Origin of the sequence: Paenibacillus oryzisoli (assembly GCF_050467285.1) — a bacterium.
Classification (GTDB): Bacteria; Bacillota; Bacilli; order Paenibacillales; family NBRC-103111; genus Paenibacillus_E; species Paenibacillus_E oryzisoli_A.
This window is the reverse complement of record NZ_JBCMUN010000022.1, coordinates 73,342-90,224: the sequence shown is the minus strand read 5'-3', so window position 1 is coordinate 90,224 and position 16,883 is coordinate 73,342. Positions and strand designations below refer to the sequence as shown.

Annotated in this window: 11 protein-coding genes; 10 read left to right on the top strand and 1 reads right to left on the bottom strand. The window is 53.8% G+C overall.

Annotated elements, in window-relative coordinates; genetic code table 11:
- Positions 1-496: 496 nt before the first annotated feature.
- Together ABE504_RS29780 and ABE504_RS29775 are read left to right on the top strand one after the other, a co-directional pair.
- Positions 497-1,681: a sn-glycerol-1-phosphate dehydrogenase gene (locus ABE504_RS29780; protein ID WP_430095998.1), complete on the top strand. Its 1,185-nt coding sequence runs from the start codon at positions 497-499 to the stop codon at positions 1,679-1,681.
- A gap of 39 nt (positions 1,682-1,720) precedes the next feature.
- Entirely contained in the window at positions 1,721-2,482 is a 762-nt protein-coding gene (locus ABE504_RS29775) for a glycerophosphodiester phosphodiesterase family protein (RefSeq protein ID WP_430095951.1), read from the top strand.
- Positions 2,483-2,551: 69 nt separating this feature from the next.
- Here ABE504_RS29775 and ABE504_RS29770 read toward each other — a convergent pair whose 3' ends face one another.
- Positions 2,552-3,388, bottom strand: a complete 837-nt coding sequence (locus ABE504_RS29770) for an AraC family transcriptional regulator (RefSeq protein ID WP_430095949.1) — start codon at positions 3,386-3,388, stop codon at positions 2,552-2,554.
- A gap of 225 nt (positions 3,389-3,613) precedes the next feature.
- On the opposite strand from ABE504_RS29770, the gene ABE504_RS29765 reads away from it, so the two are divergent.
- The 8 genes from ABE504_RS29765 (at position 3,614) to ABE504_RS29730 (ending at position 16,878) form a co-directional block, all read left to right on the top strand.
- Entirely contained in the window at positions 3,614-5,401 is a 1,788-nt protein-coding gene (locus ABE504_RS29765) for a family 43 glycosylhydrolase (RefSeq protein ID WP_430095946.1), read from the top strand.
- A gap of 77 nt (positions 5,402-5,478) precedes the next feature.
- Positions 5,479-7,239 carry a cache domain-containing sensor histidine kinase gene (locus tag ABE504_RS29760; protein WP_430095944.1) on the top strand — a complete coding sequence of 587 codons (1,761 nt, stop codon included), beginning with the start codon at positions 5,479-5,481 and terminating at the stop codon, positions 7,237-7,239.
- A 3-nt stretch (positions 7,240-7,242) separates the two neighbouring features.
- Complete coding sequence (locus ABE504_RS29755; RefSeq protein WP_430095942.1) at positions 7,243-8,847, top strand: response regulator transcription factor; 1,605 nt, start codon at positions 7,243-7,245, stop codon at positions 8,845-8,847.
- 118 nt (positions 8,848-8,965) lie between these two features.
- Positions 8,966-10,549 carry an extracellular solute-binding protein gene (locus tag ABE504_RS29750; protein WP_430095939.1) on the top strand — a complete coding sequence of 528 codons (1,584 nt, stop codon included), beginning with the start codon at positions 8,966-8,968 and terminating at the stop codon, positions 10,547-10,549.
- Positions 10,550-10,576: 27 nt separating this feature from the next.
- Entirely contained in the window at positions 10,577-11,533 is a 957-nt protein-coding gene (locus tag ABE504_RS29745) for an ABC transporter permease (protein ID WP_430095937.1), read from the top strand.
- Positions 11,534-11,548: 15 nt separating this feature from the next.
- Positions 11,549-12,442: a carbohydrate ABC transporter permease gene (locus ABE504_RS29740; protein ID WP_430095934.1), complete on the top strand. Its 894-nt coding sequence runs from the start codon at positions 11,549-11,551 to the stop codon at positions 12,440-12,442.
- Positions 12,443-12,467: 25 nt separating this feature from the next.
- Positions 12,468-14,495 carry an alpha-L-arabinofuranosidase C-terminal domain-containing protein gene (locus ABE504_RS29735; RefSeq protein WP_430095931.1) on the top strand — a complete coding sequence of 676 codons (2,028 nt, stop codon included), beginning with the start codon at positions 12,468-12,470 and terminating at the stop codon, positions 14,493-14,495.
- Complete coding sequence (locus tag ABE504_RS29730) at positions 14,485-16,878, top strand: family 43 glycosylhydrolase (protein ID WP_430095928.1); 2,394 nt, start codon at positions 14,485-14,487, stop codon at positions 16,876-16,878. The genes ABE504_RS29735 and ABE504_RS29730 overlap by 11 nt, the downstream gene beginning before the upstream one ends.
- Positions 16,879-16,883 lie beyond the last annotated feature (5 nt).

Here is a 16,883-nt window from a genome sequence, read left to right as displayed (position 1 = left end):
GGAATTCCTGCAAAAAGACAGGCATTTTTCACAAAAATACCTTTTTTCGCAAAATGCCTGCGATAAAGCAGTTTTTTAGGCCAAAGCTCTGTCAAAATGGAGGTCTCACCCCGGAAGCCTGCCTTTTTGCAGGTATTTCGTCGAAATTAGGAAGCAGAGAGGAAATTTCCTGCCTTCTTGCAGGCTTGATGCTCAATCCGAAAGCCATCTCGGCTCCCTGTCCCCATGCTCAGTTCGGAAAATCAGCCTCTGGGCAAGCTCTTGTTCAACTCGCATTCCACGAACACGGGTAAGTCTCTTCATGTCTCCGGGTGCCTGGGTAGTTACGATGTGGCGAAATATTTCTGAATAGATTTACAACTTCTTCATATCAGATTAATGTTAGGAGAGCATCTCTTCGCTATAGTTAGCGTATAAATGAGCATGATCAAACAGGAACGCGCGTAAAATGCGCAGGAATGTTTAATAACGAGACGAGGCAGTGAACCTATTGAACATGGAGCAACCGAACACCCAACCATCCGCACATCTTCAAAATGGCGAGCATCATCCCCATCATCCTGGTGTCGATGTCATCTGTATTAAAGCCGGCGCCCTGCCAAGCGCGGCGGCCTACATCGCCGAGCGCCCTTACCGCAGCGTGCTGCTGGCGGCGGATGCGAACACCTATGCGGCGGCAGGCGAGCGCCTGTGCCGCCTTTTGACGGAACGCCGCGTCTCTGTGCACGCGGCGCACATCCAGCCCGGCCGCGCCGGCGACGTGCTGGCGGACGAGGCGGCGCTGATCGAGCTGCTGCTCGATATTCAGCGCATGCAGCCGGATCTGCTCGTCGCCGTCGGCGGCGGGACGATCCACGACATCGTCCGCTACTGCGCCTTCACGACGCGCATCCCGTTCCTCTCCGTGCCGACGGCGCCCTCCGTGGACGGCTTCAACTCCCTGGGCGCCCCGATCATCACGCGCGGGCGCAAGATCACGGTTCCGGCCGTCGGGCCGGAGGCGATGTTTGCCGACCTGGACGTGCTGGTCCAGGCGCCTTCGCCGTTAATCGCCGCAGGCTTCGGCGACATGCTGGGGAAAGCGACGTCCCTGTTCGATTGGCAGTTCGGCGCGCTCGTCGCCGAGGAGCCTTATCTGCAGGCGTCGGCAGACACCACCAGGCAGGCGCTGGCTACCTGCATCAGCCAAGTGGGGTCCATCGCGCGCAAGGACGCCGAAGGCATCCACACGCTCATGTCGGCCTTAACCCAGTCCGGACTCGCTATGCTCCGGTTCGGACAGTCGCACCCCGCTTCCGGCTCGGAACACCATTTGTCCCATTACTGGGAAATGGCTTACATCCAGCAAGGCCGGAAACAGCTGCTCCATGGCGCCAAGGTCGGCGTCGCTTGCGCGCAGATCAGCCGGCTGTACCATCGGCTCACGGCGGAAGGGGCGGAGCACTGGAGCGGCATGCCGAACATAGCGAGCCGCTGGAACGAGATCGCGCAGCTCATCCACAGCATCCCGGTAGAGGTGCAGCTGCAAGATCTGCTCCGTGAAGTCGGCGGACCGGCCACGACCGAGGAGCTGGGAATCGACCCGCAACTGCTGACCAGCAGTCTGCTCGAAGGGCATCTGGTGCGGCCTGCCCGCTACACTTTGCTGCGCGCCTACAATGAGCGCTCCATCCTTACATGAGCTTGTCCAAATAAACTGCTGGAAGGGAAGGGACGTCTCATGATTCAAAAGCTTGAACAATCGCAATCCCTCGTCATTGCCGGGCATCGCGGCTTCAAATCGGCGTATCCGGAGAATACGCTGCTCTCCTTCAAGGAGGCGCTGGCGCTGGGCGTCGGCATGCTGGAGTTCGATCTTCGCTTGACGAAGGATGGCGTCGTCGTCGTACTGCACGATGAAACGGTGGACCGCACGACAAACGGTACAGGCCCGGTTGGTGAGTACACGTTGGATGAGCTGCAAAATCTTGATGCCGGCGGCTGGTTCGACAAAGCTTATGCCGGTTTGCAGGTGCCGACCCTGGATGAGCTCTGCGAGCTGCTTTCGGATTATCCCGAGCTGCTGCTCAATGTTGAGATCAAGCCGAGCCGGACGGCGAGAGAGGTGACGGATCAGGCGATCATGACGCTGGAAAAATTCGGTCACCTGTCACGCTGCGTATTCACCTCCTTCGATGCGGCTGTTCTGGACTATCTGTATGACGCGTATGGGGCGAAAACACAGGGCTTCGAAGCGGGGGCAATGTCGAACTTCGATCACAGCGAGAACGGCACGTATTCGAAAATGTGGGCGATCGCCTTCCCGATGAAGGCGCTGACGGCGGAGAAAGTGCGTGCGGCTCAGCAGAAGGGGCTGCTCGCGTGGGGCTACTGCCCGGATACCGCTGAGGAAGTCGCTTATGCGAAATCGTGCGGCGTCACGCTGGTGACGTGCAACGACCCTCGCCCGGCGCTTGAAGCGGCGGGGCAGTTGGTCAAATAAATCGTGCTCGTTTACTGCTGAGCGCATGTGCAAAGAACCCTGGCAATCATTTGCCGGGGTTTCTTTATTTTAGCGCGCATCCCCTAGCCGTTTCCGAAACTCGCTCGGCCGCACGCCGATCTTGCTCTGGAACAGATTCGAGAAATAATGCGGATCGTTATAGCCGAGCCGGTATCCGATCTCGCTGATCGTCAGCGGGGTGTCCAGCAGCATGAGCTTGGCGGACTCCATTTTTTTGCCGAGGATGTAGTGATAAACGGTCGTACCGACTTCCTTCCTAAAGAGACGGTTCATGTGCCGTGCGGACATGCCGACTTGTTCGGCGAGCTGAAGGGGATCGAACCCCTGCATAATGTGATTGTCCAAATAGTGCTGAATCGCTTGTACAGCGGGTGACAGCTGGGCGCCTCTTTGGCGTTGGAGATCCGAGAGTGTGACGATGATGCGCATGAGCATCACCTGGAGTTCGGCCTGCATCTCGTTCAAAGAGCGGTGCACCGCGCCTTCAATGGCTTCGTGGAACAGTGGGCCCAGTCCGCTCTCGGGCGTCACAAGCTGGGCCGACAGCTGGTACGCGTCCAGCAGCTTCAAGATCCAGCTGCCGCTCACATTGAGCCAAATGTAGCTCCACTGCTCCTCATGCCGGGCATCAGGTGCAACATCGTGAGAGCAGCCGGCGGGCAAAATGAAAATATCGCCTTCTCCTGCGATATAGGATTGCGCATTCACTTTCAAACAGCCTTGTCCGGAAAGTACATATCCGATGACCGTGATGCTGGCAAGCTCCCGAACGTTACGATAGTCGTGTTCACAGTAATTGATGCCCAGGAATTGCACGCTGAGCGGGGGCGGTTCTCCAATCGGCGGCAGATGATAGATGGGACCGTGTTTACTGAACTGGTTCATGGCGCTTTTCGCTTCCTTTGTATGTCGGGCAATTTTCTTCATTGTAGCATGAGCGCTGCACCCGGAAAAGGGGCGGGCTTCACGGCAATCCATGGATATGCAAACTTGGCATCATGTCCGTTTTCCTCACCTTTTCATCCGAAATTCCTATTAAGCACGAGTTCCTGGCGCGTTATACTAAGGGGAGAGCGTTTTCAACTTGTCTCGGTGAAAAGGAGAATGACAATGAAGTCCGATTTTATTCAGCACCCTCCGCATCCTGAAACGGAATGGTCGGCGTGTACAAGCTATTCGGCTGAAGCCGTAACGATAGAGCCCATCTTAGATGTACCCTTGCAAGACGCAAGCGTGTGCGCAGGCCCGGATCACCTGTATTATTTGACCGGAACACTGGACGGTGCGCAGGTCCAGATCTGGTCTTCACACGATTTGCAGACGTGGGGAGAGCCGGTCAAGGTGTGGAGCATCACTGAGGACGGTTCTTGGCAAAAGGAAGGGGAATCCTCCTACGGCATTTGCGCGCCGGAGCTTCATAATGTGCAAGGCACCTACTGGCTGACCTACGGCGTTCGGCAAGGCGGGACAGGCCTCCTGCGAAGCGCGACCGGCAAGGCGGAAGGCCCTTATGAGGATATGGGCCAAATGACCGCAGACGGCCAGGATGCCTCGTTATTCCAGGACGATGATGGCGTCGTCTACTGGGTCTACGGGAACGGCCGAATCGCGCGCATGAAAGCCGACATGAGCGGCCTGGTTGAGGAACCGCGCCCGGTGGAGGTGCAGCCGTGGACAATGCCCGGGCGGGAGGATCATCCATCGTATACCGGCAATCGACAGGTCGGCGCCTATGGCGCTTTTCTGTACAAGCGGGACGGGTATTACTACATGACCTGCGCCGATCCGCTTGCCCGCATGGGCAGCGACAGCGTGGATACGTTCGTCGCAGTCAGCCGCTCCATCTACGGGCCGTACAGCCGGAGATATCTCGCGCTGCCGCACGGCGGGCAGATCACGCTGTTTGAGGGCCGCGAGGGCGGGCTCTACGCGGCCTTCACCGGCTGCGGCAGCTACTCGCAGGTCGAGCATTTCCCGGCTGTGGTGCCGATGGAGACGCCGAGTCCTGGATTTTTGCGCCCAAGCCCTGGCGTCATCCTGGAAAAAGGTGCGGTCGGCGGCTTGCAGCCTGTCGCGGATTTTCCGATTCGGGATCCGCATATCAGCGTAGGTCCCGACGGGACGTACTACATGACGGGCACGTCGGATCAGCCCCGTCGCGACTTCTGGGATCGCAACGATCAGCTGCATCTGTGGCACTCCTCGGATTTGAAGGAATGGCACCATCTGGCGAAGGTGTGGGATTTGACCGAGAACGGCACCTGGGAAAACAATATTTATCCAGAACCTTGCCTCTGGGCGCCGGAGATGATTTATCTCTACGATACGTTCTGGATCACATATTCACTGAAAGGCGGCGGCACAGGGCTCATTAAGAGCGTATCGGGCCACGCGGAAGGTCCGTACATCGATATGGGCCGGATGACGAATACGGATATTGACTCCTCCTTGTTTCAGGATGAGGATGGAGAGGTGTATTTTGTCTGGCAGGATGGCAAAATCGCCCGCATGAAGAAAGATATGACCGGCTTTGCGGAAGATCCGCGCAAGCTGGTTCCTGTGGACGGCCGGCGGGTCGGCTACGAAGGTGCTTTTATCGTGAAATATCAAGGCAAATATATTCTGGGGGCGGCGGACTGGCACGGCGACAAGCGTGTGGACGGGACGTATGATCTTATGTATGCCGTTGCCGATCACATCTACGGGCCCTACACGCCGAGAAGGCTGGCGGTTCCCCATGGCGGTCACGGCACGATGTTTGTCGACCGGGAAGGCAGGCTGCAAGCAACGCTGTTTGGGAACGACAGAACGGCTCCGTTTCGGACGCGTCCCGGCATCGTGCTTCTTCATGCGGAAGAAGATGCGCAGGGGCTATGCATTACGCCTTGGAGTAGGTAATATTAGAAGCATGAATCAAGCGCGCAGGTCGGGCAAGGTTCATGCTTTTTTTTCTATGAATCGGAGAGGAGATTCCCATGAAGCTAGCCTCGCTCAAGAAGTTATTTTCACCTACGTTCAGCATTCAGGGCAAAATCTTCGTCGCCTTCAGTCTCGTCACGCTCATCGGCATTGCCGCCGTTACGAGTATCGTCTACTTGTACATGCGGGAAACGGTCAAAAACAACGCGATTACGTCCGTGACGGAAAGCATCCGGCAGGCGGATGAATCGCTTAACCTGCGGTTGGAAGAGGTCAGCCGTCTGAACACCGTTGTCGCTACGAACAAGACGGTACTGGATACGCTCACGAGTAAAACGGAAGAACCCAGCTACGAGTGGTTTCAGGAACAGAAACGGATCGAAGAGTTTCTATCCGCTCTTATCGCTTACAAACCTTACATCTCGCGCGCTGCCGTGATCGGCTTGAACGAGAAAGTTTTTTTCGTCGGCTCGCCATGGCTTGATCGAAGTGTGCTGGGAACTCCCATGATGAACGATCTGCTCCAGAACGGATCGGACCACGCTTATTTTCACCAGTCAGGCACTGATAACTCGATCGTAACCGGGCGCGAACTGCGGTATAATCGTAGTCTGATCGGAATGGTCATGTTCAATTTGAACGATGATTTTATAAAAAAAATATTTGATGTTAAACCGACGCCGGACAGCATGCTGTATGTGCTCGACAGGAAGGACGAATTCATTTACCAGCCGGATACAAGCTCGCTTCCACAGGAGACCATTCTTAAATTGGCCGATGAATTTCGCGATACGGAAGGCTCCGTGGAACGCATCATTCAGCAAACGTCCTATCTGGTCGTGATCCGGAAATCGGACTATACCGGGTGGTCGACGCTGGCGCTCGTGCCGATGAATTCGCTGCTGACCGAAACGGCGCGTATTCGCAATATCATCGCGACCGTTGCCTTGATTGTATTTATCATTATTGTCATCGCCACGCAGCAGGTTTCCTCGCGAATAACTCGCAATATTCGTCGGCTGCGCTCGATGATGATGCATGTGATGGAAGGGAACATGACGCTGACGACGACTGAGATTCATTCCAAGGATGAGATTGGGCAGCTGCATCTCGTTTTCAAAAGTATGGTCGGTGAACTAAAGCGCTTACTCGACGACGTTGTGAAGAAGGAAAAAGAGAAGCGAGAAGCGGAGCTCGCGGTGCTGCAGGCGCAGATTCGTCCGCATTTTCTGTACAACACCTTGAATACAGTCAAATATTTGGCCAAGCTGAACGGGGTTCCGAATATTGTCGAGGTGTCCGAATCGCTGGTCGAGCTGATGCGCGGCGTCCTCGGTCATTCGAACGAATTTCTTACCCTGCAAGAGGAATTGCAGTACGTGCGGAGCTATGTGACGATTGAAAAATATAAATATGTCGAGCCGATTCACTTGCATATCGAAGTCGAGGATGAGGCGCTGCTGCAGCTTCGCGTGCTCAAGCTGATGCTTCAACCGCTTGTGGAAAATGCGATTATTCATGGCATTTCCTCTTCGGCGCACGAAGGACTGGTGCAGATCCGCATTTATGCCGAGTCGAATGAGCTGCGCATTGAGGTTCGGGATAACGGCAAAGGCATGACCAGGGAGCAGATTGATGCTTTGTTTGAAGAACAAAAAAACACGCGCTTCAGCGGCATGGGCGTTCGCAACGTGCATGAGCGCATCGTTCGGCTGTTCGGCGTGCCGTACGGCGTGTTTCTCGAAAGCGAGCCGGAGGCTTATACGACCGTGCAAATCCGGTTTCCGAGATTGGAACCCCATGAACAGGAGGGCTAAAGCATGTACGAAGTTTTGCTTGTAGATGATGAAGCGTTGGCGCGCAACGATGTGAAGAGCATGCTTTCGTGGGAGGAGCATGGCTTTGTTATTTGCGGTGAGGCACAGCATGGGGAAATGGCGCTTGCCATGATGGAGCAGCATCTCCCTCACATTGCCATTATCGATGTCAGCATGCCCAACATGGATGGCGTGGAACTGTGCCGCCGGATCAAAGAGCGTTTTGCTAAAGTTAAAATGATCATGCTAAGCTCCTTTGACGATTACGACTATGTGCGTTCGTGTCTGATGAACGGGGCGATGGACTATTTGCTCAAGCATCGACTGAATGGAGAAGCGCTGGTGTCGCTGCTGAATAAAGCGGTACAGGAACTGCAAAGCGAAGAGCGTGAGCATGAAGCCCGGAGTGCGCAGACGCGGATGATGGAAAGTCTTAGCCCAGTCATGCTGCGCGAGCATGTCGCGAATGTCACCAGAGAGGGGCAAGAGGCGGGTGACGCTTTGCAGGAATTCGTCCGTCAGAGCGGCGTGTATGCGGGTGCTGTTACTTATGGAACGGCCGTCGTGCAGATCGTTCCGTTCCTGCTGGTGACTGAACGATTGACCGATGTTCAAAAAAACGAGTTCGTACACAAAGCAACCGAAGTTATGCAGCTCGCCGTTGGTGACGTTCAGAAGCGAACGGTCGGATATGTGGGCGAGGGACGGTTCATTGTTCTGTTCTCTTTCACAGAGCGAAGCGAGCGTGCCGTCATGACACAAATGAAGCAAGCCATGAGTGCGCTGTCGCATACGCTGGAGAAGTTTCTGAATTTGCACTGCATTTTTACCGTTGGATCTTTATGTGGAAGCCTTCGCCAAGTTGCCGTCAGTTACCGGAAAGCGGACCAGGAAATGACCGCCATGTATGCTCAAGGTTTGCATGCGCCGATGCTGCGAGAAACGTTGTTTCATGAGGAACGCAAGCAGCTTCTTCTCTATTTGGAGCAGCTCGATCTCGATAAAATTGTGCAACTTCTGACCATGATGTTTGCGGAAGTACGCACGCTGCCAGCCTACGCAATCAAAGTTCAAATGATGGTGAGCGAATTGCTGCATGGGATGGAAATGACCTTGAAGCGGCAATTTGCCCACATTTCCCCGGAAGAGCACGAGCTGGTCCCCTCCCGCAATGAGATTGCGCGTCTGCGTACCGTGTCTGAGCTTGCCGAGTGGATGATAGCCTACTACACGCGGGTAACGGAAGTCATTAAAAAGCAGCAAGTAGGCGGACCGTATTCGCGACATATTGCCAAAGCCGTGCAGTATATCACCGATCATTATGCTGCCAATATTTCGCTGGACAGCGTGGCAGGCGCGCTCAATTTGAATCCATCTTATTTAAGTAGGCTGTTTAAGGAAGAGACGGGGATGACGTTCACAGAGTATTTGAACCGGCTGCGCATTCAGAAGAGCTGCCTGCACATGGAAGCGGGCGCTCTCGCTTTGAAGCAAATCAGCAGCGAGGTTGGCTTTGTCAGCTATACCTACTTTTTCAAAGTATTCAAAACAATAACCGGGACGACGCCGCAAGCTTACATCGATCTCCTCAAACAGTCAAAATTGTAGAATGGAATGTCATAGATGTTGAATCACGGGAAGAAAGCGATTACTTATAATGAAATCACCCCTTAGAAAACGCTTACCTGCTAAGGTGGACATAACTTGTGAATCGGAGGAAGATCGAATGAAAAGAAAATGGGGGACAGTACTTCTTTCAACGCTGGTCGTATCCAGCATGACTTTATCGGCATGCAGCTCGGATACGTCAAGTAAAGAGACGAAAGATAAAACAGAGAGCGAACCGACAGATGCGGTGTCGACAGCAGGGTTTCCAATTGTCAAAGAGCCGTTGAAGCTGAAAATGTTTACGCGCGTTGCGCCGGTTAACGGCCCGTTCAAAGATATGCCGGTGTTCCAGGACTACGAGAAAATGAGCAATGTCCAAGTGGAGTGGATCGAAGCGCCAACAGACGGTTTTGCTGAGAAAAAGAACCTGTTATTTGCTTCAAATGAGCTTCCGGATGTCATGTATCGCTCAGGTTTGACCCCGCTCGAGGTTACCCGTTACGGCGCCGGCGGGCAGCTCATTCCGCTTGAGGGTTTGATTGATAAATATGCGCCGAACATCAAGAAGCTGATGGATACGTATCCCGAGATCCGCTCGTCGATGACGACCCCTGAAGGTCATATCTACGCGCTTCCCGGCATTGTATCTGTAAACGCTGCCAGAACCGACAAACGCTGGATGAACCAAGCATGGCTCAAGAAATTGAACCTGAAAGAGCCGCAAACAACGGATGAATTGTACGAGGTACTGAAAGCGTTCAAAGAGAAAGATCCGAACGGCAACGGCAAGCCCGATGAAATTCCGATGACAGCGCGCAACGGTCTAAGCATCGTGCCCATCATGGGGGGCTCCTTCGGTCTTGATTTCCAATTAGGCTACAACATTAATCTGGAGAACGAGAAAGTCAATATCTGGATGGGCAGCGACCGGAACAAAGAACTGCTGATGTACCTGAATAAGCTATACTCCGAGAAACTGCTGGATCAAGAGCTGTTTACACAGAAGGAAGCGCAATATTTGGCCAAACAAGGTTCGGGTAACACGGGCTTCTTCTTTGACCAGACGAACAATCCGATGTTGGATACGAAAGTCAATGAACAGTACATTGGAATCTCGCCTGTGAAAGGCCCGCATGGCGACCAATTGCAGCTTGCTGCTCCTGTCCCGAGGGATTTTGGCGCTTTCGCCATTACGTCTGTGAATAAAAATCCGGAAGCAACGCTCCGCTGGGTCGATTACTTCTATGGAGATGAAGGTTCTACGCTGCTGCGCTTCGGTCGTAAAGGCGAGCACTATGAACTGCGCGATGGCGTTCCTTACTACTTGGACTCCTTCCTTGCTTCCGGCAATCAAGGCAAAATCACACCGTATGCCGGCGGCGGCGCTCCGCACCTGATCAGCGAGAAGGTGGCTTCGTATATCAACCCGCCTCAAGTGCAAGAAGCGCAGAAAAAGCTTGATCCGTACATGCCGAAAATCCGCTATGCGGCTCCGATGTTCGATGAGCAAACAGCGCAGCAAGTGAATATTTTGCGCAACGACATTGATAAATATTACGAAGAACAAAGCACGAAGTTCATTGCGGGCGCGCTCAGCTTCGACAAATGGGATGAATTCCAATCCACGTTGAAGAAAATGAAAATTGACGAGCTGCAGAAAATTTACCAAGATGCCTACGACAAAATGAAACAGCAAAAATAATAACGCATCACGGCTGGAGGGCTGCACATGAACAGTACGGCACATGCAGCAGGCACAGCGTCTCGATCTCGATCGAGGCGCTCGCGCCTCTGGAAAGCGGTGAGCAGTCGGTACGATCTGTATCTGATGCTGCTGCTCCCGATTGCTTGGTATTTAGTGTTTAACTATGGCCCGCTTTACGGGCTTCAGATTGCGTTCAAAAACTTCAGCCCGGCGAAAGGCATTAGCGGTAGCGCTTGGGTCGGTCTCGACCATTTTAAAAGATTCGTAGATTCGTATTACTTCTGGCGGCTCTTATGGAACACGATCTCGATTAATCTGTTTTCTCTGCTGTTCGCCTTTCCGATCCCTGTTCTGCTGGCCTTGCTGGTGACAGAAATACGCAACAAGAAGTTTAGTAAGATTGTTCAGAATATTACGTATATCCCGCATTTTATCTCCATTGTCGTGATGGTCGGGATGATTATGGTATTCCTATCTCCGCGTGGCGGCCCGATCAATGCGATCATTGAAGCGTTTGGCGGAGATCCGGTTCGATTCCTGGATTCGGCAGGCTGGTTTAAACCGATCTTTATCTCTTCAAATATTTGGCAAAACATGGGTTGGCAATCGATTATTTACATTGCAGCCTTAAGCGGAGTCAATCCGCAGTTGTATGAAGCCGCTAAAATGGACGGTGCGTCCCGGCTGCGGCGTATTTGGCATGTCTCTTTGCCGGGAATTTTGCCGGTCATCGTGATTTTGCTTATCCTGGATGTCGGACATTTTATGAATGTCGGCTTCGAAAAAATCTTGCTCATGCAAAATAACTTGAATCTGGAATCCAGCGATGTCATATCGACCTTTGTGTACACGACCGGTATTTTAAAAGGCGAATACAGCTACACGGCGGCGATCGGCCTGTTCAACTCGCTGGTGAACCTGGTACTGCTGCTCCTAGTGAATCGCTTTGCCCGCAAGAAGGCGGAAACCAGCTTATGGTAAAGGAGGGAAATCCGAATGGTTAGTGGAACGCTGCAAAAGCGTACATCCGATGAAAAAGTTTTTGATCTTGTCGTGAACGTATTGGCGGCGCTCATCGTGGTGGTGGTGCTGTATCCGCTCATTTTTATCGTGAGTGCCTCATTCAGCGATCCTGCGCTTGTATTAAATGGCGAGGTGCTGCTGCTGCCTAAGCAAATTACGTTAGACGCCTACCGAAACGTATTTGAAAATGAACAGATTTGGAACGGTTATGGTAATACGATCCTTTACACGCTGGTCGGCACGGTGATCAACTTGCTGATGACGACCTTGGCTGCTTATCCACTCTCCAGGCCCGATTTGCCTGGAAGAGGCATCATTATGTTCTTCATTACGCTAACAATGTTTTTCAGCGGGGGACTGATTCCGTCGTATCTCCTCGTGAAAAATTTAGGCATGGTGGACACGATGTGGGCGCTTGTGATTCCCGGCGCGATCGCCACCTATAATCTGATTGTCATGCGAACTTATTTTCAATCCAACATTCCTTGGGAAATTCAAGAAGCGGCCAATATCGACGGCTGTTCCAACTGGAAGCTGCTGACGCACGTCATTCTCCCGCTGTCGAAGCCGATTATTGCGGTGATGGTGCTGTTCTATGCGGTTGGTCACTGGAACTCGTATTTCAATGCGTTAATCTACATTCGGAGCAAGGATATGTACCCGCTTCAGCTTGTGCTGCGCGAGGTGCTAATGGTGAGTCAGGCCGATGCGGCTGACAGCAGTGTGGGCTTGGAGCATAAAGTGCTATTGGCGGAGAGCATTAAATACGTTGTCATCATTATTTCCAGCTTACCGGTGCTGGTGATGTATCCGTTTGTTCAGCGCCATTTTGTGAAGGGCGTTATGATCGGTTCTTTGAAAGGATAACAAGGTGGAAGGGTGCGTTAACATCATGGTGCAATCCAAAGCAACAATTCAAGTGAATACGAAATCAAGCTGTACGACTGCAATCAATCCCTATCTATTCGGTCACTTCGTTGAAGATATTCGCGACCATATGGAGGCGATGCTGGCGTATCCGCTAAGAGATATGGATTTTGAAAGCGAGGATGTCGCGTATCGGGGACTGTCGGGAAGCTGGCGGCCCTATACGAACGGCAAGAGCACGGTCTATGGCCTTGAGCCAGCGGCTGCGTATCATTCGGGGCACAGCCAAATGCTGCGTATATACAGCGACGACAACGCTTATGCGGGGGTGTCTCAAGCCGTTGCCGTCAAGCAGGATCAGAGTGGCTACGCCTTATCACTCTATGCCAGAGCGTCCGTTGATATTAAGTACGTGCTGGCAGAGATTGTGAATCAGCGAACCGGCGAGGTGTTGGGTCAAGTTCGCATTGATCTGGAGAGTCACGACTGGCGAGCGTATGATGTTCGCCTTCAGGTGGAGCAGGCGTGCGAACAGGCGGAATTCCGACTGTATGTTCCTGCTGAGCATCCGCGCTGGCTGGATCACGTGTCCACCGGGATGCTGTGGCTGGACCATATTTCCTTGCTGCCATCGGGTAGCGCCGGTAACGTTCGCCGGGAAGTGATGGAGATGACCCGCTCCTTAAATGCCGGGATGATGCGGCTGGCGGGCAATTATATCTCCGCCTATCATTGGCAGCAGGCGATCGGGCCTGTATATGAACGTCCGTGTCTGGTGAATGAGGCCTGGGGCGGATGGACGAGCAAATATTTTGGTACGGACGAGTTTATTGCTTTTTGTCGTGAACTGAATGTAGAGCCTCTGATCTGCGTGAACGACGGCTCGGGCACGCCGGAAGAGGCGGCCGAGTGGATCGAGTACTGCAACGGCGACGCGACGACGCCGATGGGTCGTCTGCGTGCTGCCAATGGGCATCCGGAACCGTATGGCGTAAAGTACTGGGAGATCGGTAACGAAGTATGGGGGCCGTGGCAGGTGGGGCATTGCAACGCCGAGCAGTTTGCTGAGCGTTATGTTCGATTTGCTGTGGCTATGAAAACAGCGGATCCGGGTATTCGCCTGCTCGCCTGCGGGGATGACAAGACAGAGGGATGGAACGCCACGGTACTTGCACGCGCCGCCGAGCACATCGACTATCTGACACTGCATTTATACCATGGCTGCCCGCGTTTCGGGATGAATCACAAGACACCGGGTGAAGAACGATTCAAGGCCATCGTATCGTATCCGGAATGGACGCGCGAGACCGTAAGTCATGCCAGAACGTTGATCGGTTCGTCCGAGCGGTACGCGCATGTGAAGCTGGCGATAACGGAGTACAACACGATGTATTACCCGAACACGATTCGCAAAGGACTGCCGAATGAACATACACTGGAGGCTGCAGCAGCGAATGCGGCGAATCTGAACGAATTTATCCGGAGCAGCGACTTGATCGAAATCGGCAGCTTCTCCGACCTTGTCAACGGCTGGCTTGGCGGCTGTATCCGTGTCGGCGACTACTATGCCGACCAGTTCCGGGGCAAGTCTGCCGACAGAACGGAGAACGCGCTGAAGGTTTACGGGTCGCCGACGTATTATGTTATGCAGATGTATGCGAATCGAGATTTAGGGTTTGTCGTGGAAAGTAAAACCGATTGTGCGAGCTTCGGGGTGAAGGGTCCGGCGACGGGTCCAAAGCTTGACGAGCTGCCGGTCTTGGATGTTGTGGCGAGTATCAATAAGGATCGGAATAAACTGACGGTCTTTATCGTAAACCGGAGCTTGGAAGAGCAGGTAACGGATGTGAACATCGGCGAATTTGCTTTGTCGGGCACGGCTCGACTGACGGAAATTACGGGCGATCATTTTGAGAGCTTTAACGCTGCCGAGCATCCAGAGGATGTGGTCAGCAGCATCCATGAAGTGTCGGTGGAGCATTCTGTCGTGACGTGCTTGTTGCGTCCTTCTTCTGTCTATGCTTTGGAAGTCATTGCGCCTCATGAATCATGAGGTGACATCTAATCCGAATGCGCGCTGGCTTATTGTGGCCGCATGCGGCATTGTACTGCTGCTGTTAGCCATGGTCCCGCAAGTTACGCTGCGTGGACAAGAGGAGGTGAAGCGCGTGGAAGTTACACTTGGGGCTACGTATCAGAATCCGTTTACGCTAGAGGGAGAATGGGAGGATTACGGTATTGGCGATCCTTACATTCTTCGCTTTGACGGCAAGTATTATCTGTACTGCAGCACGAAAGATCGACGTGTTGGGATTAAAGCCTGGAGCTCCGACGATTTGGTTCATTGGCGATACGAAGGTTTGGTGACGGAGGAGCCCATTAGCGAAGGCGCCTATGCGCCGGAGGTTGTGTATTGGAACGGTGCTTTCTACATGTACACGTCGCCGGCGGGCAAGGGGCATTACGTGCTGCAAAGCGACAAGCCGACCGGGCCGTTTGTGAAGAAGACGGATAACCTCGGCTTCACGATAGACGGTTCCGTTTTTATCGACGACGATGCCAAGTGGTATTTTACCCATGCCAAACTGGGAGGGATCATGGCGAATTCGATGCCTGATCCGTATACCATCGGGCCGGACCAACAGTTGAACGCTTCGCTGGGTCATTGGACCGAAGGCTCCATGATTATTAAGCGGAACGGGCGTTATTACATTACGTATACCGGGAACCATGTGTTTAGTAAAGGGTATCGCGTCAACTATGGCGTGAATCATGAATCTCCGGTAGGGACGTATAAGATTCCTGAAAACAACCCGATCCTGATTTCGACTGCGAATGACTTTAACGGTCTGGGCCATAGCGCGACTGTACTCGGGCCGGATTTGGACGCCTATTATATCGTCTATCACAATCTGGTCGGCCGATCTGCGGAAGGGCCTCCCTTGCGCAAAATGAATATCGACCGGCTTGTTTTCAACGGGGACAAAATGTCCGTTCTCGGCCCGACGCATGGGGCGCCGCAAGAGGCGCCAAAAATGCCGGTGTTCCGGGATGTTCCTGGGGCGACGCCATCGGCTGAACGGTGGGAGAGAATTGAAGGAAGCGGGCAGGGGCAAGGACAAGCGCAGGGAGAAGGGCAAGGATGGCTCGCTCGAACTGGGACGGGTGACCGGTATACGGCGGAGCTCAACTTTGTGACTGGTGCCGAAGGTGGAGCAGCTTCGACGTTTGATGTTGTCTTTGCTTATGCGGATAGTCGGAATTATCGTGCGGCTCGTGTTCGACCTGCTGCGAAGGCGCTGGTGCTTATAGCTAGCGTTGATGGGAAAGAGACGGAATTGGCAACCAAGCCGCTTCCAACAGGAACAGATCTGACGAAGCTGCATACCGTTCGCATCGAGTCGGACAGCTCGGGGACGAAGCTGTATTGGGACGGTTTGCTCCAAATCGAGCAGGGCGATTTGCTTGGCAGCGCGGGACGCATCGGCTACCAATGGTCGCAAGGCTTGAAGCCGGAGCTGCATTACACCGCCTTCTCGGGCGAGGCGAATGGCAGTAGTGACCGTGAAGCGATCAAGCCGCTGCCGGGGACAATGGACGCGGTGCATGGCACGCTGAGCGGCCAAGCTGCGGTTCGTTCCGGCTTTGCGCCGGACGACAGCGATGCCGTGTTGCTCTCCGGCACGGGCGACAGCGTATCCTTCCCAGTCAACGTGCGCGAAGACGGAAGCTACCTGCTCGCTGTGAACGTATCTCAGGCATCGGCCGGCGGGACATTGCGGGTAGAAGCCGGCGGGGCGTCCAAGGAAATCAAACTGGACGAAGCGCTGTTTGCGGGGGACGCCGCATGGAGCAAAGTGTCGCTCGGCACTTTTGAGTTGAAGCAAGGGACAGGCTGGCTGACGATAAGCCGGGGCAAAGGTGAAATTGCGCTGAGCGACCTGGAGGCGAGTCTCACTCAAGCGGTGCCGGAGCAACTGGTGGTCAAGCCGAACACTGTCGGCCTTGTCAACCGCTTCGGCGGCGAATGGGGCTGGGGCGACTACACCGTCAGCTTTGACTTGACGCTCAATCAAGTGTCCGGTGCCATGGCGACCGTGCTGCTCCGAACGACGAACGAGTCGGATCACAAAGACCAGGTGAAGGATGCTTATATGGGCTATGCGCTTGCTTTTGCGATGGACAAAGTAACCTTGAAGCGGAACAGCTATGAAAATAGCATGGAAGCGGCGTCCGGCTCCTGGAAGCTTGCTCCACAGGAAACGGCGCATGTGACCGTCAAGCTGCGCGGCGCATCGATCTCGGTTTTCACAGATCGCAGCAAGACGCCGATCTTGACATGGACAGATCCGAACGCTTTTCTGCTCGGGCGTGTGGGGCTGAGCGGCGTTTCGAGCGCGTGGACGGTGTCGCCGCTGACGGTGGCGGCTAAGTAAATCGT